The organism is Myxococcus stipitatus DSM 14675, assembly GCF_000331735.1.
In the GTDB taxonomy this organism is placed as follows: domain Bacteria; phylum Myxococcota; class Myxococcia; order Myxococcales; family Myxococcaceae; genus Myxococcus; species Myxococcus stipitatus.
On record NC_020126.1, the window covers coordinates 5,210,805 to 5,230,689 of the forward strand.

At 69.5% G+C, this 19,885-nt stretch carries 17 protein-coding genes; 8 read left to right on the forward strand and 9 right to left on the reverse strand.

Annotated elements, in window-relative coordinates; translation table 11 throughout:
• The first annotated feature begins 11 nt into the window (after positions 1–11).
• Both MYSTI_RS20210 and MYSTI_RS20215 read left to right on the forward strand, forming a co-directional pair.
• Positions 12–1,685: a ribonuclease H-like domain-containing protein gene (locus MYSTI_RS20210; RefSeq protein WP_015349640.1), complete on the forward strand. Its 1,674-nt coding sequence runs from the start codon at positions 12–14 to the stop codon at positions 1,683–1,685.
• A gap of 108 nt (positions 1,686–1,793) precedes the next feature.
• Positions 1,794–2,282: an FKBP-type peptidyl-prolyl cis-trans isomerase gene (locus tag MYSTI_RS20215; RefSeq protein ID WP_015349641.1), complete on the forward strand. Its 489-nt coding sequence runs from the start codon at positions 1,794–1,796 to the stop codon at positions 2,280–2,282.
• Between the two features lie 54 nt (positions 2,283–2,336).
• Here MYSTI_RS20215 and MYSTI_RS20220 read toward each other — a convergent pair whose 3' ends face one another.
• Positions 2,337–3,344: a hypothetical protein gene (locus tag MYSTI_RS20220; protein WP_015349642.1), complete on the reverse strand. Its 1,008-nt coding sequence runs from the start codon at positions 3,342–3,344 to the stop codon at positions 2,337–2,339.
• The gene (locus MYSTI_RS20225) at positions 3,341–4,234 is read right to left on the reverse strand and encodes a bile acid:sodium symporter family protein (RefSeq protein ID WP_015349643.1); all 894 of its coding nucleotides are present in this window, start codon (positions 4,232–4,234) and stop codon (positions 3,341–3,343) included. The genes MYSTI_RS20220 and MYSTI_RS20225 overlap by 4 nt, the downstream gene beginning before the upstream one ends.
• 322 nt (positions 4,235–4,556) lie before the next feature.
• On the opposite strand from MYSTI_RS20225, the gene tesB reads away from it, so the two are divergent.
• The 5 genes from tesB (at position 4,557) to MYSTI_RS20250 (ending at position 11,445) form a co-directional block, all read left to right on the forward strand.
• On the forward strand, positions 4,557–5,429 hold the full coding sequence (gene tesB, locus MYSTI_RS20230) for an acyl-CoA thioesterase II (protein ID WP_015349644.1): 873 nt from the start codon (positions 4,557–4,559) through the stop codon (positions 5,427–5,429).
• Between the two features lie 55 nt (positions 5,430–5,484).
• A complete protein-coding gene (locus MYSTI_RS20235; protein WP_015349645.1) occupies positions 5,485–6,180 on the forward strand; it encodes a glutamine amidotransferase-related protein in 696 nt (231 codons plus the stop codon).
• A gap of 246 nt (positions 6,181–6,426) precedes the next feature.
• Positions 6,427–6,963 carry a hypothetical protein gene (locus MYSTI_RS20240; RefSeq protein ID WP_015349646.1) on the forward strand — a complete coding sequence of 179 codons (537 nt, stop codon included), beginning with the start codon at positions 6,427–6,429 and terminating at the stop codon, positions 6,961–6,963.
• Between the two features lie 17 nt (positions 6,964–6,980).
• Positions 6,981–8,873: a methyl-accepting chemotaxis protein gene (locus MYSTI_RS20245; protein ID WP_015349647.1), complete on the forward strand. Its 1,893-nt coding sequence runs from the start codon at positions 6,981–6,983 to the stop codon at positions 8,871–8,873.
• Between the two features lie 184 nt (positions 8,874–9,057).
• Positions 9,058–11,445, forward strand: a complete 2,388-nt coding sequence (locus tag MYSTI_RS20250) for a gluzincin family metallopeptidase (RefSeq protein WP_052351036.1) — start codon at positions 9,058–9,060, stop codon at positions 11,443–11,445.
• Positions 11,446–11,505: 60 nt separating this feature from the next.
• On the opposite strand, the gene MYSTI_RS20255 is transcribed toward MYSTI_RS20250, so the two are convergent.
• From MYSTI_RS20255 to MYSTI_RS20275, 5 genes are all read right to left on the reverse strand, one after another.
• Positions 11,506–12,441: a bifunctional helix-turn-helix transcriptional regulator/GNAT family N-acetyltransferase gene (locus MYSTI_RS20255; RefSeq protein WP_015349649.1), complete on the reverse strand. Its 936-nt coding sequence runs from the start codon at positions 12,439–12,441 to the stop codon at positions 11,506–11,508.
• Positions 12,442–12,521: 80 nt separating this feature from the next.
• The gene (locus MYSTI_RS20260; protein WP_015349650.1) at positions 12,522–13,511 is read right to left on the reverse strand and encodes a bile acid:sodium symporter family protein; all 990 of its coding nucleotides are present in this window, start codon (positions 13,509–13,511) and stop codon (positions 12,522–12,524) included.
• Between the two features lie 53 nt (positions 13,512–13,564).
• Positions 13,565–14,644, reverse strand: a complete 1,080-nt coding sequence (locus MYSTI_RS20265) for an endonuclease/exonuclease/phosphatase family protein (protein WP_052351037.1) — start codon at positions 14,642–14,644, stop codon at positions 13,565–13,567.
• A 127-nt stretch (positions 14,645–14,771) separates the two neighbouring features.
• Positions 14,772–16,544, reverse strand: coding sequence for a hypothetical protein (locus MYSTI_RS20270; RefSeq protein WP_015349652.1), 1,773 nt, complete (start codon positions 16,542–16,544; stop codon positions 14,772–14,774).
• Between the two features lie 88 nt (positions 16,545–16,632).
• Positions 16,633–16,860: a hypothetical protein gene (locus MYSTI_RS20275; RefSeq protein ID WP_015349653.1), complete on the reverse strand. Its 228-nt coding sequence runs from the start codon at positions 16,858–16,860 to the stop codon at positions 16,633–16,635.
• 299 nt (positions 16,861–17,159) lie between these two features.
• Here MYSTI_RS20275 and MYSTI_RS20280 point away from each other — a divergent pair, with 299 nt between their 5' ends.
• A complete protein-coding gene (locus tag MYSTI_RS20280) occupies positions 17,160–17,360 on the forward strand; it encodes a hypothetical protein (RefSeq protein WP_015349654.1) in 201 nt (66 codons plus the stop codon).
• A 16-nt stretch (positions 17,361–17,376) separates the two neighbouring features.
• On the opposite strand, the gene MYSTI_RS20285 is transcribed toward MYSTI_RS20280, so the two are convergent.
• Both MYSTI_RS20285 and MYSTI_RS20290 read right to left on the reverse strand, forming a co-directional pair.
• The gene (locus MYSTI_RS20285) at positions 17,377–18,666 is read right to left on the reverse strand and encodes an MFS transporter (RefSeq protein WP_015349655.1); all 1,290 of its coding nucleotides are present in this window, start codon (positions 18,664–18,666) and stop codon (positions 17,377–17,379) included.
• 68 nt (positions 18,667–18,734) lie between these two features.
• The gene (locus MYSTI_RS20290; RefSeq protein ID WP_015349656.1) at positions 18,735–19,871 is read right to left on the reverse strand and encodes an ABC transporter permease; all 1,137 of its coding nucleotides are present in this window, start codon (positions 19,869–19,871) and stop codon (positions 18,735–18,737) included.
• Positions 19,872–19,885: the final 14 nt, after the last annotated feature.

The following is a 19,885-nucleotide window of genomic DNA, read 5'->3' on the forward strand; positions in this document are numbered from 1 at the left end:
AGGCTCGGCGCGTGGACCTCAAGCGAAAGCTGGCGCGGCTGACGGGCGTGGGCCCGGGAGGCAAGCCCGCGCCCCGAGGTGCCCCCACGCCGCCCGTCGCGCCCGAGCCTCGTGCGGAAGGCGTCGACACCGAGCTGGCCTCGGGCCTTCCCGCCGTCACCCATCCTCGCGCGCAAGGCGTCGACACCGATCTGGCCTCGGGCCTTCCCGTCGTCGCAGGTCCGCGCGTGGAATCGGGCAGCGTCGCGTCTCCTTCGTGCCCTCTCTCCGTCACCGAGCAGCGAGCGGAGGCGGAGAACGCCGCGCCACTCTCGGGCCTTCTTGCTGTCTCCGGACCGCGCCCGAATGAGTCCGCGCCGCCCTCGGGCTCTCCCTCCGTCACCGAGTCGCGACAGCCCTCGACGGAGCCGCCGCGCCCTTCGGACCCACGCGTCGAGTCCCTCCGTCGGATGCTCGCGGAGTGGTCCGAGCGACAAGGACAGACCTCCGCACGCCGTGCCGCCACGCCCGAGCGGGCTCGCCCAGGTCCGCTTCCAGTCGCCCCCCAGGACACCCCCCACGGGACGGTCCACGTCTCCGAACGGGTCCTGGCGCCAGACCACCACCACGGCACCGCCCCCGTGGCAGGAGCACTCGACGTCGAGGGCGCACTCGTCGCTCGGCTCGCCCTCCATGAAGACCTGGCCGGGGTGGACTACCAGCGGATGCTGTTCCTCGACACGGAGACGACGGGGCTCGCGGGCGGAACGGGCACCGTGCCCTTCCTCGTGGGCCTGGCCTGGTTCGAGGGCCGCTCCCTGCGCGTCCACCAACTCTTCCTGCGCAAGCTGGGCGAAGAAGCCCCCATGCTCCGCGTGCTCGCCGAGCGCATGGCGGCGTCCTCGTGCCTCGTCACCTTCAACGGCAAGAGCTTCGACTGGCCCCTGCTGCGCACGCGCTTCGTGCTCAACCGCGTCAAGACCCCCGCCGAGCTGCCGCACCTGGACCTGCTCCACTGCGCCCGCCGCGTCTTCAAGCACCGAGGGGCGGGCACGCGACTGGTGCACATGGAGGAGCACGTCCTCGGCCACCGCCGCGTCGACGACGTCGACGGCTCCCTGATTCCAGACTTGTACTTCCGCTACCTCCGAGGCGGGGACGGCTCCGCGCTGACGCCCGTGCTGGAGCACAACGCGAACGACCTGCTCCTCCTGGCCGCGCTCCTCGGAGAGCTGGTCCGCCGCTTCCGGGCCGGAGACGGCACCGACGTGCCCTCGGGCGAGGACCCCAGGGACCTCCTGGGCTTCGCGGGGGTGGCCTTCCGGGCCGGGGACCACGCTCGGGCGCGGGCCTTCGCCCACGCGGCGACCCGAGGCTCCGGCGCCGTGGGGATGGAGGCCCATGCCCTGGCGTCACGGCTGGCCCGCATGGCCGGAGAGCCCCAGGCCGCCGCCGAGCACCTGCACCAGGCGCTGACGGCCGCCCGAGGTGTCCAGGCGGCGACGCTGCACCTGGAGCTGGCCAAGCTCTACGAACATTCCCTCAAGGACCTGCCGGCCGCGCTGCGCCACGCCCGGCTCTCCGCCGCGGCGGAGGCCCCGGAGGACCACCAGCGACGGCTCCTTCGCATCGAGGGGCGGCTGGAGCGGAGCGCTCGGGCCCACTCGCTGGACCTGGAGGCCCGCCCTCCTCGTTCGGGCGCCTGAGCCCTTGCGTCTGATTTCGGGCGCGCGCCCCCGGTTCCCCGCGCTCCCGTGTTCGGAACGAGCACATGATGGGGGCGCGAATCCACGGCCTGGGCTATGAGGGGCGCCATGAAAATCACGAAGGACAGTGTCGTCTCCATCGACTTCAAGCTGCACCTGGGCGACGGAGAGGTCATCGACGAGAGCGATGCCGGAGATCCGCTTGTCTACCTGCAGGGCCACGAGCAGCTGGTCCCCGGTCTGGAGAAGGCGCTCGAGGGCAAGGTGAAGGGTGATGCCTTCTCCGTCGTCGTCCCGCCCGAGGAGGGCTACGGCCCGTACGACGACGAGGGCATCGAGGTGGTTCCCCGGGACATGTTCCCGCCGGACCTGAAGCTCGAGGCCGGGGGCATCCTCACCGCCGAGGACCCGGACGGCGACGAGGTGGAGTTCCTCGTCAAGAGCGTGAACGAGAAGGAAGTCACGGTGGACTACAACCACCCGCTCGCCGGCAAGACGCTGCACTTCGCCGGCAAGGTGACGGACGTCCGCGCCGCGTCGAAGGAAGAGCTGGAGCACGGCCACGCGCACGGGCCGGACGGTCACCACGACCACTGAAGTCCGGACGCCTTCCGCTCCCGCGCAACGACTCGCGCGGGAGCGGGGAGGCGCTCAGCGCTGGCGCATCAGGTCCGAGTTGAAGGCGAAGCCCACGAACATGAAGGGCAGCGCGTCCTGGCGGCTGGGGTGCTTCAGGTACCACGCCACCGACGCCACCACCGTGGGGCGGTTGAACAGCGTCCCCTCATCCTGGTTGAAGGCGTAGGAGGCGAACGGCCCCACGCGCATGTGGCTGTTGTTGGCCTTGAGCGAGCCGCTCACGCCCTGGTCCGCGTCGTACTGCGGCCAGACGCCGCTGAAGCGCACGCCCGTGGCCCACCGGTCCGCCAGGTAGATGACGTCCGAGTCGTTCGTGTAGACCCAGCCCTTGCCCGCGAGCAGCGTGTCGAGGAACGGGTCATAGAACGTCGTCTCGCCGTCGCGCAGCGAGAGATTCCAATACTCGAAGCTGAACTTGGTCCGCACCGCGATGGGGCCCACCTTGGCCTGGAGCGTGGGCTCCAGCATGAAGTGGTGGCCGCTGGTGCTGTAGGCCCGGTCCTCGCCCGCGTCGAGCGCGTCGTCCGAGAAGTCCCGGAGCGGGTCCGGATACGACTGGAGGAAGCCCATGGTCCCCATGAACTGGGTGTACTCGTAGCTGGCGCGCAGGTTGAACAGCGCCACCGGCTGGATCTCCACCGTGGGCCCCACCTTGAGCGACGCGGGGCTGACCTTCAGGCTCGCGGCCGCGTTGACGAACGTGTCGCGCAGCACCACCGACGGGCTGTCGAACAGGCGCTTCTGGAGCACCAGCCGGTTCTGGGTCTCCAACCCCAGGGGATTGACGCGGAAGAGGTTGAGGCTCGTCAGGTACAGCCGCACGTTGGGGATGGGGCGCAGCGGCGCCGCCGGCGAGGGCTCGTTGGCCGGGGTGACTTCGGGAGGAGGCGTGGGCCCCGAAGTCGGAACCTCCGGCAGGGCGGCCGTGGACTCCTGCTGCTGAGCGAGCGCGGGGGACGCGGCCAGTCCCAGGGCCAGACACAGCGCACGCAGGGCCTTCGAAGGAGGCTGATGCATCATCGCGACACTTCCTCGTGAAGGACGGGGGCCGGGCCGGCGCGGGTGACGGCGAAGCCGAACGCCGCCGCCGTGAAGTACATGATGATGCTGTAGATGGCCGGGGGGATGGCCATGGTCGCGTTGCCCAGCAGCAGCGGGCTCATGGCGATGGTCATCGCGAGGATTCCATTGTGGATGCCGATCTCCATCCCGATGGCCACCGCCTGCTTGCGCGGCAGTCGGAACAGCAGCGGCGTGACGAAGCCGACGGCCATGCTCATCAGGTTGAACGTCAGCGCGGCCAGCCCCACCTGCTTGAAGTACGCGCCGATGTTGTTCCGGTCCTGGTACACGGCGCCGACAATCATCAGCGCCAGGAACACCGCGGACAGGAGCCGGATGGGCTTGTCCAGCCGCGTGGCCAGGTTCGGGCGGCGCGAGCGGATGAGCATGCCGATGCTCACCGGCCCCAGCACGATGATCATGACCTGGATCACCTTCGTGAACTGCATGGGCACCGCGCGGTCCTCACCCATGAAGTGCTGCAAGGACATGTTGACGATGAAGGGCAGGGTGACGAGGGTCAGCGCGCTGTTCACCGCCGTGAGCGTGATGTTGAGCGCCACATCGCCGCGCGCCAGGTGGCTGAAGAGGTTCGCCGTGGCACCTCCCGGGGACGCCGCCAGCAGCATCAGCCCCACCGCCAGCTCCGGCGCCAGCCCGAAGGCGTGTGCCACCAGCGCGCAGCCCGCGGGGAGGACCAACATCTGGCACACGAGCCCGATGATCACCGCCCGCGGGTAGAGGATGACGCGCTTGAAGTCCTCGAGCGTCAGCGACAAGCCCAGGCCGAGCATGATGATGGCCAATGACAGTGGAATCAGGACCGCGGTGAAAACGTTGGACTGCATTCTCCCCCCGTCGAAGGTTGGGTACGGCGGTGGCTGCGTGGAGCCGAGCGTGGATGTCTCAAGTGCAAACAAGCGTCGCCCACTCGGGTGAGCCGCTTCAAGCCACCCCCTCCGAATGACGCCCGGCGTCAATCGCATGTCACATCCGAAGGAGCGCTACACCTGTATGCGCGTTACCGGACATGCGGGGTGGCGGCGAGCCCCGCGGTGTCTGTCTTCGGCGGGCCATGGGCACCGTGACGTGGAGGGCTGGGTGCGCGCTACGACACGTTGCGTCCACGCCGGGCGAGACAGGGGGGACGGGGTCGGCTAGGAGGGGGCCATGAGTCGAGTCCTGGACGAGCTGCTGGAGCTGCTCACGCTGGAGTCCATCGAGGAGAACCTCTTTCGCGGCAAGAGCCAGGACCTGGGCTTCCGCCAGCTCTTCGGCGGGCAGGTGCTGGGGCAGGCGCTGTCGGCGGCCAGCCGGACGGCGGATTCGGCCCGGCATGTCCACTCGCTGCACGGCTACTTCCTGCGGCCCGGGGATGCGGGGCTCCCGGTCGTCTACACGGTGGACCGGGTGCGGGACGGCGGCAGCATCAGCACCCGGCGCGTCGTGGCCATCCAGAAGGGGCAGCCCATCTTCACGATGATGGCCAGCTTCCACGGCGACGAGGCCGGCTACGAGCACCAGGCCCCGATGCCCGACGTCCCCGCGCCGGAGGGCCTGCCCACGGACCTGGAGCTGTGGTCCCGTCAGGCGGAGCGCATCCCCGCGCGGCTGCGGGAGAAGATCCTCTGCCCCAAGCCCATCGAAATCCGGCCCGTCGAGTACACGGACCCGTTCAACCCCCAGGCCACGGAGCCTCGGAAGGCGGTCTGGTTCCGCGCCGACGGCGACGTCCCGGAGGACCCGCAGGTCCACAAGTACGTCCTGGCGTACGCGTCCGACTTCAACCTCATCAGCACCGCGCTGCTGCCCCACGCGGCCAGCTTCTTCCAGCCGAATGTCATTGGCGCGAGCCTGGACCACGCCCTCTGGTTCCATGGGGACCTGAAGGTGAATGACTGGCTGCTCTACGTGATGGACAGCCCGTGGGGCGGCAACGCCCGGGGCCTGGCGCGAGGCTCCATCTACACCCGCGACGGGCGGCTCGTGGCCTCCGTCGCGCAGGAGGGGCTGCTGCGCGTCCTCAAGGACGGCAAGCGCTAGCCCGGCGATTCCAGCTAGGCTTCCGCGCGCGGATGACGGCAGGGAGGGCGAACCGATGCGCGCGGTGGTCTACCAGCACGAGGAGCACGAGGGCGTGGGGCTGCTGGGCCCGGCGTTGACCGAGGTGGGCTTCACCCTGGTCCACCGGTTCCGCGCCGCGCGCCGCGAGGATGTCGACGCGGAGCTGTTGGTGGTGATGGGCGGCCCCATGGGCGTCTACGAGGCGGACCAGCACCCGTTCCTCCGCGAGGAGCTGGCCATCCTCACCGAGCGGCTGGCCTACGAGCGGGCGTGTCTGGGCATCTGCCTGGGCGCGCAGATGCTCGCCAGCGCCGCGGGCGCGGAGGTCTTCGCGGGGAAGAACGGCTTCGAGGTCGGCGTCGCCCCGGTGCGGTGGACGGCCGACGGGGTCAAGGACGAGGTCATCGCGGGGGCTCGACCCCGCACCGTCGTCGCGCACTGGCATGGGGACACGTACAAGCCCGTGCCCGGGGCCACGCTGCTCGCGTCGACGGACCGCTACTCACAACAGGCCTTCCGCCTGGGGACGTCCTACGGCTTCCAGTTCCACCTGGAGCTGACGGCGCGCGAGATGGGCCGCTGGCTGGACCTGGGCGCGGAGGACTTGCGCCAGCGGGGCAAGGACCTCGACGAGCTGAAGGCCCAGCTCCCCAAGCTGGAGTCCGCGGAGCGGGAGAACGTCGAGCTGCTTCAGCGTCTGGCCCGGCACTTCGCTCAAGCCGTGCGTTGACGCATCACCCCGTGCTTGTGCGTCCAAGCACTCGCGTGGTTCCGCGCGTGCTCCATGGCTTGCGCGACTTTTCGGGGTTTCACGAAGAGCGCGCCGAGCGCGCCTGGCAGGCGAGCGGGGTGGGGTGGACGCCCCTGTTCCTGTCGCACGTGAGATGTCTCATTCGGTTATCGTCGGCGACATCCGCCGGCGCGAAGGGGACGGTTGTCTCCACCGAACACTGCGTGCGGACGCGTTGAGGTCTGGATGTGGTGTATCGGCGTGGTGCTGACGGTGCTCGCGGGGATGCCCCCGGACGGCGTCGCGCAGCTCGAGAAGGTGGATGCCCTGCTGCCCATGCTTCAGCGGCTGGCGGTGGACCCGGAGCTGGTGCGCGCGGTGAAGGCGCAGAACGCGAGAGGCGCATCGCTCGCGTCCATCCACGCGGAGGATGATGCGTGGATCGCGACGCCGGCGCTCACTCCGGCCAAGCAGCGGGTGCTCGAGTCCGCGGGGGCGCGCGTGCTGGCCCGCCACCGCGCCACGCTGGGGCGGAAGGTCGCCGAAATCTTCGCCATGGACCGGCGGGGCGCGCTGGTGGGCGCCACCCGGCGCACGTCCGACTACTGGCAGGGGGACGAGGACAAGTTCCGGGTGCCCTTCAACGAGGGGCGCGTGCTGAAGGAGAAGCCCTTCTTCGACGAGTCCTCGCAAGCGTACGTCATCCAGGTCTCCCTCCCGGTCCGTGAGGGCCGCCAGGTCATCGGCGCCATCACCGTGGGCCTCTCCTTGCTCGACCTCTGAAGTCCCGCCGCACCTCCATGCGAATCCTCGACAGAACCTCCCTGCGCACCCGGTTGACCCTGGCGGTGGCGCTGCTCACGCTGTGTGCGCTGCTGCCGCTCAACATCCTGGGCCGCTTCTTCATCGCCGACACCTTGCAGGCGCAGCTCCACGCGACGCTGCGGGTGGAGGCCCAGGGGCTTCGCGACCTCGTCGAGGCCACGCTCGTGGAGCGCGAGGCCACGGTGCGCAGCTGGTCCGAGCACTCCATCCTCCGGGGCGCGCTGCTCTTCGAGACCTTCGAGGAGAGCGACTCGGTGCTGGCCACCTTCAAGAAGCGCCACCCCACGTTCGCGGGTGTGGTGCTCTTCGCCGACGACGGGCGCGCGGTGTCCGCCAGCGAGGCGCGGCTGCTCCAGGCCTACGCGGGACGCGAGCGCGAGGTCCTCGACTCGGCGTGGTTCCGCGCCGCTCGCAATGGCACGCACGATGTCTCTCGCTTCACGCAGGTGGACCCGTTCTTCGGCAAGGCGGTGCTGCCGCTCGCCGCTCCCATCTTCAGCCCCATCAGCGGCGCGCGGATGGGCGTGGTGCTGGGTGCGTATGACTGGGGACAGGTGGGGCAGGTGGTGGCCCCCGCGCTGGAGCGCTCGCGCGCACGGGGGCAGCAGAGCTTCGCCCTCGAGGTGGTGGACCCGGAGGGGCTCGTGCTCTTCGACTCGATGACCGGAGGCCGGGCGCGCGCCGAGGGCGTCGTCCGTGAGTCGGCCCTCGATGAGGTGGCGCTGCGCGACGTGGGTGACGGCTGGCGCTTCGTGGCGACGGTGGACCCGAAGGAGGTCTACGCGCCGCTGAACCGCGCCGAGCGCCTCGCCGTGGGGCTGACGCTCCTGTCCCTCGCCGTGGCGGGCATCGGGGGCTGGTGGTTGGCGCGCGGAGCCACCCGTCCCATCACCCGGCTGAACGAGGTGGTGAGCCGCGTCGTGCGCGAAGGGGACCTCACGCAGGACGTGGAGGTCACCACGCGCCGCGATGAAGTGGGGGCGCTGGCCGCCGCGTTCGCCCAGATGATGGAGCACCTGCGGGACTCCACGCGGGGACTCCAGCAGGGCACCCTGGTGCTGGGCAAGACGGTGGCGGAGCTGACGGCCGCGGCGGCGCAGCAGGAGCGCACGCTGATGAAGCAGGCCGCGGCCCTCCAGGAGACGCAGGTGACGGCGCAGGAGATCAAACAGACCTCCCTGATGGCCGCGGAGCGCTCCCAGGCGGTGCTGGGCGTCACTGCTCGGGCGCGCGAGGTGGGGCGCTCCGGCGAGGCCACCGTCGAAGCCAGCCTCGCGGGCTTCGAGCAGCTGCACGAGCAAGTGGGCCGCGTGGCCCAGAGCATCGCCGCCCTCAACGAGCGCACGAGCCAGATTGGCGGAATCACCCAGACGGTGAAGGACCTGGCCGACCAGTCCAACATGCTGGCCCTCAACGCCGCCATCGAGTCCGTCCGCTCCGGCGAGCACGGCAAGGGCTTTGGCGTCGTGGCCCGCGAGATTCGCAGCCTCGCCGACCAGTCCATCCACTCCACGGGCCGGGTGCGCGAAATCCTGGAGGACATCCGCCAGTCCATCCAGGCCTCCGTCTCCCTGGCCGAGCAGAGCCAGGGCAGCGCGGAGACGGGCCTGACCCAGGTCCGCGCCAGCGGGGACAGCCTCCGGGAGCTGACCCGCATCATCCAGGACAACGCCTCCGCCGCTCAGCAGATCGCCGCCGCCGTCACCCAGCAGAATGCGGGCGTCGCGCAAATCTTCACAGCCGTGACGGATTTGTCCCGGATGATGGAAGAATCCATGCAGGGATTGCAGAGCGCCCAGCGGATTACCGCGTCCTTGCGCGATGTGGCCGGACACATGGAGTCCGTCGCGGCCACGTACCGCGTCTAGTCATTGTCCGCCGGGGAACACTCAGGGTGTTCTGCGGGGACGCACTCTGAGTAAATCTGAAATATGCGCAACCCGAGGATTCCCAGTGCCATTCCGGCCTGCGGGCTCCTCGAACCGTTGGTCCCTTCATCCGAAGGAGCACCGCATGCGCAGCGTCGTGAAATCCGCCGTATGTATGGCAGTGATGGCGACGTCGTCGGCGTGGGCATTCGACCCCACCGACCACTCCCCCAAAGGAGTCCTGGCGGACCAGGCTTTCTTCAAGCCTGAGCTGTCCTACGCCAGTGGACACACCCCCCTGTCCCAGGCCCTGCCGCAGCTGAGCCCGCAGCAGGCGAAGGTCTGGGAGGACTTCTTCGCCCGCAACGGGAAGAACTTCGAAATCTACATCGACGTCGTGACGGGCACGGCCAGCAACATCCAGGGGCCCGTGCCGCTCATCCCGGGCGATGGAGTTGGGAACAAGCTGACGCTGGGCAGCGTAGGCAAGCACCTGGGCCGTTCCGTGGAGAAGGTGGATGGGGCCGTGGTCGCGGACCTCGTCTACCGCTTCATCGAGACCAACCGCGACGCCCTGGGCGTTGACATGCGCCAGCTGGGCCATGCCCGCGTGGACCAGATCTCCCAGGACCTCTGGCAGATCTCCATCGCGCAGGAGCTGCAGGGCATTCCGGTGCGCCATGGCCGCATCGCGGCCACCATCAGCCACGGCAACCTCATCCTCATCGGCACGGAGTCGTGGAGCAACGTGGGCGTGTCGCCCATGCCCCTGGTCGACGCGGAGCGGGCGACGATGCTCGCGCACGAGCGCTTCGGCCTGATGGAGAGCCCCGCCGAAATCTGGCAGGAGCCCACGCTGGAAGTCGCCCCGGTCTCCATTCCGGGCGCGGGCTTCGGCAAGGGCCTGGGCCACGAGCTGGTGTGGACGTACGGCTTCATGCTCCAGGGCGAGGATGAGCGCTGGAAGGTGACGGTGGATGCGGACTCCGGCGAGGTGCTCGCGCTGGAGGACGACAACCACTACCTCGACCGCCGGGTGCGCGGCGATGTCTACGTGTTCACCAACACGGGCGTCCCCGCGTCGTGCGCGCCGGGCTCGTACTGTGGCTCCAGCCAGGCGGCGTACCCGATGCCCTGGGCGAACGTCTCCTCCGGCGGCTTCACGGATGGCTACGGCGTGTACAACTGGACCTCGGGCACGGTGACCACCACGCTCCAGGGCCAGTACATCCGCATCAACGACACGTGCGGCAATCCGGCGACGTCGAGCGACTCCAACGGCAACATCAACACGGGCTCGGGCGTCAACAGCCCGTGCCCCCCCGCGGGCGGCACGCGGAGCTCCGCGGCTCGCAGCGCGTTCTACGAGCTCAACCGCATCCACGAGCTGGCGCGCAGCTGGCTGCCCAACAACGCGTGGCTGCGCGGGGCGATGACGGCCAACGTCAACATCAACAACACCTGCAACGCCTTCTGGAACGGCTCCACGGTCAACTTCTACCGCGCGGGCGGTGGCTGCCGGAACACGGGCGAGATTGCCGCCGTGTTCGACCACGAGTGGGGCCACGGCATGGATGACAACGACACGGCGGGCACGCTGAGCAACTCCAGCGAGGCCTATGCCGACATCGCGTCCATGTACCGCCTGCCGTTCAACCCCGCGGCGACGCCGGGCAACGGGCTTCGCTCGCCGGCGTCCTGCATCGGCTACGGCTTCTTCCAGACCATCAACAACAACTGCGGCATGACGGCGGATGGCACGGGCTACAACGTGAACGAGGCCCAGACGGGTGGCGCGTGGTGCGCGACCAACTGCTCGGGCGTCCGTGACGCCGACTACGCGGCCCACAACCCCGCGACGCCGGCCACGCCGCAGAACTTCGTCTGCACCCGTTGCTCCAGCGGCACCGGGCCGTGCGGCCGTCAGGTCCACTGCGCGGCGTCTCCCGTGCGTCAGGCCGCGTGGGACTTCATCGCTCGCGACCTCCAGTCCGCGCCGTTCAACCTCGACTGGAACACGGCGCAGAACATCGGCAACCGGGTGTTCTACCTCGGCAGCGGCAACATCGGCTCTTGGCACGCCTGTAACTGCACCGCGGGCACGTCGGATGGTTGTGCGGCCACCAACGGCTACAAGCAGTGGCTGGCGGCGGATGACGACAACGGCAACATCAACGATGGCACGCCGCACATGACGGCCATCTACAACGCGTTCAACCGCCACGGCATCGCCTGCGCCACGCCGGCGCCCGTCAACAGCGGCTGCTCTGGCGCGCCGACGACGAGGCCCACCGTGACGGTGACGCCCGCGACCGGCCAGGTCTCGCTGTCCTGGGGCGCTGTCGCCGGCGCGACGCAGTACTGGGTGATGCGGTCCGATGGCGTCAACGCCTGCACCTACGGCAAGGCGCGCATCGCCACCGTGACGACGACCAGCTTCGTGGACGCCGACGTCGTCGCCGGCCACCGCGTCTGCTACTCCGTCGTCCCCGTGGGCAGCAACGCGGCCTGCTTCGGTCCGTCCAGCACCTGCAACGACGCGACCAACGTGGGCTGCACGGTTCCGCTCTAGTGGCGGACTGAGTCTCGGCGGGGCGGGGGCGCGCTGGAGTGGGGCGCCTTCCGCCACCGTCTAGAACTTCAGCTCCCAGGTCTCCGACACCAGCCCCTCGCCGAAGTCACTGTGGGGCTCCGAGCCGATGCGCTCGAAGCCCGCTTGCTCATACAGGTGTCGCGCGGCGAGGAGCTGGCTGTCGGTCCACAGGCGCACCTTCCGGTAGCCCGCATCGCGCGCGAAGCGGATGCACGCATCCACCAGCCGGGTGCCGACGCCAAGCCCTCGCGCGGACGGCTCCACGAGCAGGAGCCGCAGCTTCGCCACCGTCTTCGACTCGCTCACCAGGAACACCGAGCCGACGCTCCGGCCGTTCAGCTCCGCAATCCAGCAGTGCTCCCGCTCCGGCTGATGCTCCAGGATGAATTTGGACGCGATGCTCGCGACCAGCGCCTCGAACCGCTCGTCCCAGCCGTACTCCTGGCTGTAGATTTCGCCGTGCCGCTGGATGACCCAGCCGATGTCCCCCGGCCGATGCGCCCGCAGGACGACGGACTCCACGGACGCTCGCGGCTTCTTCTCGCCGAGCAGCTCCTCGATGACCCGCATCGCCTCCACGATGCGCTCGCGCTCATCTCCGCGCAGCGTGGACAGCAGGGTGCGGATGGAGTCCTCGGAGCGGTTGTTCAGCCGCGCATACGCCTGCTCTCCCTTGGCCGACAGGCGCAGCAGGTGCTGACGGCCATCCAGCGCGGAGGGCACTCGCTCGATGAGGCCCTGGTTGCTGAAGCTGCGCAGCAGCCGGCTGAGATAGCCCGGGTCCAGTGCGAGCTCCCGGCTCAGCTCGGCCGCGGTGGGGGCCTCGCGGTGATGCAGCTCGTAGAAGAGCCGGGCCTCCGTCAGCGAGAACTCGCTCTGGAGCAGGCCATCGGTCAGCACGCCAATCTTCTGGGTGTAGAAGCGGTTGAAGTGCCGCACCGCCGCCACGCTCTGGTCACGTCGTGTCTGTGCCATCAGCCTGAATCCCCGAACCGCCACGCCATGGTCCCTCCATTCTCGTGGAACGCGCTCGGGGCAGGCAACCACCGAGAGGCTCAGGACCCCGAGGGACGACTCGCGTACCGCTCCGCGAGCACCGAGCACACCACGAGCTGGAGCTGGTGGTAGAACATGAGCGGCAGGACGATGAGCCCCAGCGCCGGATGCGCCCCGAACAGCAGCCGCGCCATGGGCACTCCCGAGGCCAGCGTCTTCTTCGAGCCGCAGAACACCGCGGCGATCTCATCCTCCGTGGAGAACCTCCAGCGCCGCGCCGCGAGCGTGCTGAGCGTCAGCACCGTGGCGAGCAGCAGCGCCGCGCCGCCGATGACCATCGCCAGCGTGGCGCCTCCATGGCGACTGAAGAGGCCCGAGGAGAACGAGTCGCAGAACGAGGCGTAGACGAGCACCAGGATGAACACCCGGTCCACGCCGTTGGTGTACTTCCGGTAGCGCGCGAAGGCCGCCCCCACGAAGGGCCGCGCCAGCTGTCCCAGCACCAGCGGCAGGAGCAGCAGCAGGGACAGCTTGAGGATGGCCTCTCCCAGGGGCAGCGACTGCCCCGTGGTGTGCGCCAGCAGCCCGACGAGGAGGGGCGTGAAGAAGATGCCCAGCAGGCTCGACAGGCTCGCGTCGAAGATGGCGCCCGCCACGTTGCCTCGGGCCGCGCCCGTCATCGCCACGGACGACGAGATGGTGGACGGCACGGCGCACAGGAACAGGAAGCCCAGCGACACGTCCGCGGGCACCCACGCGCCCGCGACGAGGTTGAAGGCGAACCAGAGCGCGGGGAAGACGAGGAAGGTGAAGGACTGCACCAGGACGTGCAGCCGCCACTGGAGGGCCCCGGCCTTGAGCTGGGCCAGGGGCATCCCCACGCCGTGGAGGAAGAACACGGCGAAGATGCCGACGTGGGTGACGACGTCGGCATGCATCGCCCCGCCGGCCTTGCCGAAGTCGGGGAAGAGGAGCGCGAGCCCCACGGCGCAGACCATTCCCAGGAGGAACCAGTCGCGCGAGAGCCGCTTGACGAGGCGCAGTGACATGTCGGGGGCTGAATACTCCCTGGCTCGGGAGACCTCCAGCCCCCCGTGACACCTCAGTGCTCGACGCGGAAGTCCACCACCAGGCCCGCGTGGTCCGTGGGCCAGAGGCCCGAGGGCGTGCGGTCCGTGGCGTTCGCGCCGATGACGGCCGCGGATTGAGGGCTCGTGCCCTTCCCGGCGTACAGCACCAGGTCGATGCGCTCATCGAGGGCGCTCGTGTTGGCGTCGGTGAGCGCCTCGCTGAAGCAGCAGGTGAAGCCCGACCCCGTGCCCACCGTGGCCCAGGCGTCCGTCAATCCCGTCGTCGCGTTGACCAGGATGTCGTAGCCCGTCGTCGCCGCCCCCGGTCCGGTGTTCAGGTCGCCCACGAGGATGAGCGGCCGGTCATACGAAGCCACGAGCGCGGCCAGCTCCGTCGCCTGGTTCTGGTTGCCCGGCGAGAGCGTCTCCAGGTGCGTGTTGACGAAGGTGACGTCCGCGTCGTCCACCTCGGCGTCCAGCTTGGTGAAGCCTCGCGTGATGCGCACCGAGACGCCTCCCAGGCTCACCTCCTGGGCGAAGGCATAGTTGCCCGTCACCACGTTGGAGACCTGCACGTCCCCGCGCGCCAGGATGACGTCCCGGTCCGTGAGGCGGACGTCGGTCAGGTCGGAGGGGTTGCCGGTGAGCGCGGCGGGGAGCTCGACGTCCGCGTTCTGCACCGTCGCCACCGCGCGATAGTTCAGGCCCCGGCCCTGGAGCTCCTTCAGCAGGAGGTCCAGGTAGTCGTAGGTCACCGTCTGCGCGTTGGGCACGGGGTTGGACCGGAAGTCGCTGGGGCTCTGCGTCCGGAACAGGGAGACCTCTTGCAGCCCGATGAGCGCGGGCTGGTCGCTCTGGATTTCATCCGCGAGCGACTTCACGCGCTCCGGGAAGTTCGTCTTCTGCACCGTCGCGTAGAGCGCCGCCGCGAGGCCCGGGACGTCCGCGGGAGACTGCGCCGCGAACAGCCGGTCGATGTCGGCGCCCAGGTAGAGATTGCGGGTCATCACCTTGAACTCGGCGACGTCCGGGTCGACGCCGCCTTCGTCGTCGTCACTGCAGGACGTGAGGAGCAAGGGAGCGCACGCGAGCAGCGGCGCCAGACGGAGCAAGCGAAGTGGTGTCATGGGGCAAGTGGGGCAGGAGAGGATGAGCGCTCATCCGGCCCCGTTCTCGCGCTCCGGGCAAACGCCAATTCCCCGGGGCGTCGCCTCATTCACAGCCGCGTGCGCGGAGTGTTCAAAGCCCTGCGGGACCTCGGCTGTGAGGCAGGGCGAGGTGTTGGCCGGGAGGTGGAAGCTCGATGCGCTTGAGGCCGTTGTCGCTCCAGGTCACGAAGCAGAAATCGCCCGACTCCAGGACGTGACCGAAGTCGAAGCGTGCGCGCATGAAGCCGGACTCACTCGACTCCAGCACGGAGACCTGGAGGTCACCGAGCTTCAGCTTCGTGCCCGCGGGCGGCGCCGACTCACGATTCACCACCTCCCAGAATCCTTGCTTGCGCGGCGAGGCTTGGACGACGAGGTCGATGGCCTCGGGGGAGACTCGCTCGAGGACGTGGTCGTGCGGCGCGCCGCTGAGCAGCCGGAAGCCCCGAGGCGCCCGCCCGGTGAGGGACATGGCGGCGGGGACGTACTGCGACACGCTCGGGTCGGAGGAGACGACCAGGACCAGCGTCCCATCGCAAGGAGGCGCTTCCCGAGCGACCCGCCACTGTTCATTCGCGACATGCCCCAGCGCGAGCGCCATCCCCACCCGGAACAACGGGCTCAGGCCGAAGTGGCCCAGCACGAGGACGACCACCGCGGACCGGAGGATGAGCGCGGGGACTCGGAGCCGCGCGGGCTCGCGGGCTGCTTGCCAGCCTCGGAGGATGAGCACGGACATCAGCGCGCTGCCCGCGACCAGCGGCACCATGAGGACACGTCCTCCGACGACGCCCACGGCGCCGGGGAGCGTGGCGAGGATGCCTCCGGGAATGAGCCACCGCAGGGCGTCTTGCTCGCGCTCGGAGAGCCAGGGCTGGAGGAGTCGAGTCATGCGCCATGCGCCGAAGGTGGCGATGGCGCCTACGGTCGCGATGACGGGGAGCAGGGCCGGGGCACTGGAGGTGAAGTCCGAGGGCGTGGCGAGCACCAGCTCGCTCATGAGGATGAACGCGCGCTGGATGAAGACGCCGAGGAACGACCACGGCGCGGCGATGGGATTCAGATAGCCGTTGCTGCCGCGCGCGCCATAGCCCTGGCTCACGTAGAAGACGACATAGACAAGCGACAGCACGAGGTAGGGCGCGAGGTGCCGCGACCTCCGCTGCCAGGACTCACGGCGACCGAACACTTCATAGGAGCCCAGGAGCAACACGGCCCCGACGGCGGCCTCGCCGGAGAGCAGGGCGCCCGCGAGTGCCACGGGGGCGAGGACGCGTCCGGGTTTCCAGGCGTCCTCGCGAGCGCGCAGGTGTGCCGCCAGCGCGAGCAGCCCCAGGAGCGCGGAGACGAGTGGATGACGCGCGGCGAGCCATGCCACGGGGAGCACGTGGGCCCCCGCCACCGCATAGAGCACGGTGGCCAGCGTCGCCACGGGGGTGGGCAACAGTCGTTGGTGCAGCCAGCCCACCAGCACGACCAGCGCCACGAACCACGCGAGGCTGTGCAGATGCGCGGGAAGCGCGGCATCGCGGAAGAGCCACGCATCCAGGCTCAAGAGCGCGCTGGGGATGGGGCGGAAGAATCGGACGAGCAGCGAGTCCGAGGCCCACCAGGGCAGGAGCCCGGACTCGCGCAATCGCTCCGGCATCGAGCCCGGCCCGCCGACGAACTCATAGAGGGACAGCGGCCCCCAGTCGCCCAGTTGCCGTGTCGAGCCGTTGATGACCATCCGGTGCATCAGGTCGTCGAGCATCAACCCCACACGCAACGACGGCAGCGAGAGGAGGATGCCCAGCCCCAACGCGAGCACGAGCGAGCGAGGCCACGTCCAACGAGTGCCCACGTGAGGAGGACCATCCGCCATGACCACCTCCGGCTTCGAGGAACCTGTCGGGTCGCGCCCAGGCCCCTCGAGGACACGCTAGTCCGGAGGCAGTCACTTCAACCACTCCCTACACCCCGCCACGAACCCAAGTGGCGTACTGCCTCCTGGCCGTGTTCGAGAGCTCGTACCCGAGCTCGAGCGCCATCTCCGGGTCAAGGCCCAGCGTGGCCTCGAGGTCGGCGACAAGGCCTCCCACGAACACCCCCTCCACCTCGGAACCCTTCCGGGTGTACCGAACCACATCCAGCGCGGCCTCCGCCAACCGCCGCACCAACTTCTTCCGACTGTTCTTCATCACGAACCTTCTCCTGCACGGGTCTCTGGGGGGCCCACCACCTCATGCCGTGCTGGGTGGACCCGCCTGCGTTGCGCTGCCCGGACCCTCCGGACTCACGCACCACCGACACGAAGAAGATTGGGTTCGGGGTTCGGGACTCCTCGCCGCCCGACGCGGCGTGTGGGGGGACCTCGGGGGGCGGTCTGACTCTGCGGGGAGCTTCAGCCCGAGGACCGAGCAGGAGATCGGCCGCCCACCTGGACCGACGTCGCCAGTGCACGGGTTGCGGCGGCTTCCAGCTGCGTTACGTCGAAGGCATGTTCCAAGCGACTCCACAGCCCGAATCGCGCGACTTCATGATCCCCGAAGGCTGTCCCGCCTGTGCCGCGGACCTGCCCGTGCGTGTCTCGGCGGCGGGCCCCAGCGGCGTCTGCAAGCACTGCGGATGGATGGGCCGCCCCCTCATCACCGTGACGCACAAGGGGCTGCGCGTCACCTACGAAGGCGCCGCGGCCTGAGCGACAGGGAAGGGCGTCAGCCCGCCTGAGTGGCGGGCGCGTCCGGGGGCTGCGGCTTGGCCTGAGGCTCCGAGCTCGTCAGCTCCAGGCGGTCCACCTTCCGCAGCTCGGGGAAGCCCCAGGACCAGAGGACGACCACCACGAGCGTCCCTACCGCGCCCGCCACCACCGCCGGCACGGCGCCCACGTGCTCCGCGAGCCAGCCCGCGCGGAACTCGCCGAGCTCGTTGGAAGCCCCGATGCACATCATGTTCACCGCTCCGACACGGCCGCGCATCTCGTCAGGGGTGGCCATCAGCTCCAGGGTGTGACGCACCACCACGCTGACCATGTCCGCGGCGCCCGCGATGGCCAGGGCCACCAGCGACAAGGGCAGGGAGCGGCTCACCCCGAAGACCAGCGTCGCCGCGCCGAAGATGGCCACGGCCGCGAACATCTTCCAGCCCGCGTTCCCACCCAATGGCCGCAGGGCGAAGGCCACCGCCGTGAGGGCCGCGCCCGCCGCCGGAGCACACCGCAGCAGCCCGAGCCCCCACGGGCCCGTGTGCAGCACATCCTTCGCGTAGATGGGGAGCAGCGCCACGGCGCCGCCCAACAGCACGGCGAACAGGTCCAGGGTGATGCTGCCCAGCAGCATGCGCTGTCGGCGGACGAAGCCAAGGCCCGCGACGACGGTGGAGAAGGACAACGGCTCCGACGAAGCCCGCCCGGTCCGCACCTTCAGCGAGAGAATCCACACCACCGTCAGCGCACACAGCGCGGCCGAGCCGAGGTAGGCCCCCGTCGGACCCGCCCACCCATAGAGCACGCCGCCCACCGCGGGGCCCGCGATGGTGGCCACCTGCCACGTCGTGGAGTTCACGGCCACCGCGCGCGTCAGCTCGTCCCTGGGAACCAGGCGCGGCGTGAGCGCGGAGCCCGCGGGCGCATAGAACGCGCGCGCCGTGCCGAAGACAACCAGGACGCCGTAGACGAAGCGCACATCGGTGATGTGGCCCAGGGAGAAGGAGAGCAGCGCCAGGCTGCACAGCAGCATCACGCCCTGGCAGATGGCCAGGATGGCCCGTCGATCAAACCGGTCGGCGGCCTGTCCCCCGAGCAGACAGAACAGGAGGAAGGGGATGACCTGGGCAAGCCCCGTGTAGCCAAGCGCCAGGGCGCTGCCCGTCATGTCGTAGACCTGCCAGCCGATGGCCACCGACTCGATCTGCATGGCCAGCACCGCGCAGAGGCGAGCGATCTGGTAGGTGCGGAAGTCGCGGTGACGGAAGACGGAGAGGGCCGGTCCTGCTGCGGTGACTGACATGCGGGTGGCCTCGTGTAACGCAGGCCAGGGCCGCATGCCAGTCACAGTGGTGCCACCCACCCACCAGATCAGGCCGAGGTCTTGTGGAACCGCCGAGCAGCCACGGCCATCATCACCGCGCCGAAGAGGGCGAGCAGGAGTACCTGCCGCCACAAATCCCACAGGCCCGCGTTCTTGAGCAGCACGCCACGCAGCACCTCGGCGTAGTAGCGCACGGGGTTCAGGTACGTCAGCCACGCCAGCCAGTCGGGCATCGCGCGGATGGGGCTCATCACCCCCGACAGGAGCACCGCGGGCAGGACGAAGAGGAACCCACCCACGAAGGCCTGTTGCTGCGTGCGGCTCACCGTCGCGATGAGGAGCCCCACGCTCAAGGTGGACAGGAGGTAGAAGAGGGTGGCCACCGCGACGAGCAGCAGGCTCCCTCGCAGCGGAACGCCAAAGACCCAGGCGCCCACGCTCAGCGCGAGCCCCACGTCCACCAGGCCAATCAACAGGAAGGGCGTCACCTTGCCCGCCATCAAGATGCCGGGGCGCAGCGGCGTCACCTGGAGCTGCTCCAGCGTGCCGGTCTCCCGCTCGCGCGCCAGCCCCATCGCCATGATGATGGTGGTGACGATGAGCAGCAGCATCGCCGCGATGCCCGGCACCACGTACACGGACGTCGACAGCTCCGGGTTGTAGAGGACTCGAGGCACCAGCTCCACGGGTGTCCGTGGCGCTGTCAGCCCCTGGCCCTGGGCCTGCTCCCGCAGCATCCGCGTCGCGCGGAGCAGGCTGTACTGCGCCACCGCGGTCGCCGCGACGGAGGAACGCGTGGGGTCCGAGCCATCCACCAGCGCCTGGACCTGCGCCCCTTCGCCGCGCAGCAGGTCCTTCTGGAAGTCGGGAGGGAAGATCAACGCGACGGAGGCCTTGCCCTGCTCGAGCGCCTCCGCCGCCGCCGTCTCATCCGGAAGCAGGGCCGTGAGGCTCAAGGTGTCGCCCGCGAGCTGCTCCCTCGCGTACGCGCGACTCTCCGCCGTCTTGTCCCGGTCCACCACCACCGTGGGGACGTGGCGCACGTCGAAGTTCACCGCGAACCCCAGCATGAAGAGCTGGATGAGCGGGGCCAGCGTCAAGAGCGCCATGACGCGCCGGTCTCGCGCCGTCTGTCGGACTTCCTTCACCACCACCGCGCGGTACTGCACCACCAGGGGATGCATGTTCGCGTCCCTCC

Excerpts from the sequence above, each read along its gene's own strand:
- MYSTI_RS20260 (WP_015349650.1), bottom strand. The coding sequence starts at position 13,511 with ATGTCACTGCGCCTCGTCAAGCGGCTCTCGCGCGACTGGTTCCTCCTG.
- MYSTI_RS20280 (WP_015349654.1), top strand. The coding sequence starts at position 17,160 with ATGTTCCAAGCGACTCCACAGCCCGAATCGCGCGACTTCATGATCCCC.
- MYSTI_RS20285 (WP_015349655.1), bottom strand. The coding sequence starts at position 18,666 with ATGTCAGTCACCGCAGCAGGACCGGCCCTCTCCGTCTTCCGTCACCGC.
- MYSTI_RS20270 (WP_015349652.1), bottom strand. The coding sequence starts at position 16,544 with ATGGCGGATGGTCCTCCTCACGTGGGCACTCGTTGGACGTGGCCTCGC.
- MYSTI_RS20255 (WP_015349649.1), bottom strand. The coding sequence starts at position 12,441 with ATGGCACAGACACGACGTGACCAGAGCGTGGCGGCGGTGCGGCACTTC.
- MYSTI_RS20215 (WP_015349641.1), top strand. The coding sequence starts at position 1,794 with ATGAAAATCACGAAGGACAGTGTCGTCTCCATCGACTTCAAGCTGCAC.
- MYSTI_RS20235 (WP_015349645.1), top strand. The coding sequence starts at position 5,485 with ATGCGCGCGGTGGTCTACCAGCACGAGGAGCACGAGGGCGTGGGGCTG.
- tesB (WP_015349644.1), top strand. The coding sequence starts at position 4,557 with ATGAGTCGAGTCCTGGACGAGCTGCTGGAGCTGCTCACGCTGGAGTCC.
- MYSTI_RS20275 (WP_015349653.1), bottom strand. The coding sequence starts at position 16,860 with ATGAAGAACAGTCGGAAGAAGTTGGTGCGGCGGTTGGCGGAGGCCGCG.
- MYSTI_RS20290 (WP_015349656.1), bottom strand. The coding sequence starts at position 19,871 with ATGCATCCCCTGGTGGTGCAGTACCGCGCGGTGGTGGTGAAGGAAGTC.
- MYSTI_RS20240 (WP_015349646.1), top strand. The coding sequence starts at position 6,427 with ATGTGGTGTATCGGCGTGGTGCTGACGGTGCTCGCGGGGATGCCCCCG.
- MYSTI_RS20250 (WP_052351036.1), top strand. The coding sequence starts at position 9,058 with ATGGCGACGTCGTCGGCGTGGGCATTCGACCCCACCGACCACTCCCCC.
- MYSTI_RS20225 (WP_015349643.1), bottom strand. The coding sequence starts at position 4,234 with ATGCAGTCCAACGTTTTCACCGCGGTCCTGATTCCACTGTCATTGGCC.
- MYSTI_RS20245 (WP_015349647.1), top strand. The coding sequence starts at position 6,981 with ATGCGAATCCTCGACAGAACCTCCCTGCGCACCCGGTTGACCCTGGCG.
- MYSTI_RS20220 (WP_015349642.1), bottom strand. The coding sequence starts at position 3,344 with ATGATGCATCAGCCTCCTTCGAAGGCCCTGCGTGCGCTGTGTCTGGCC.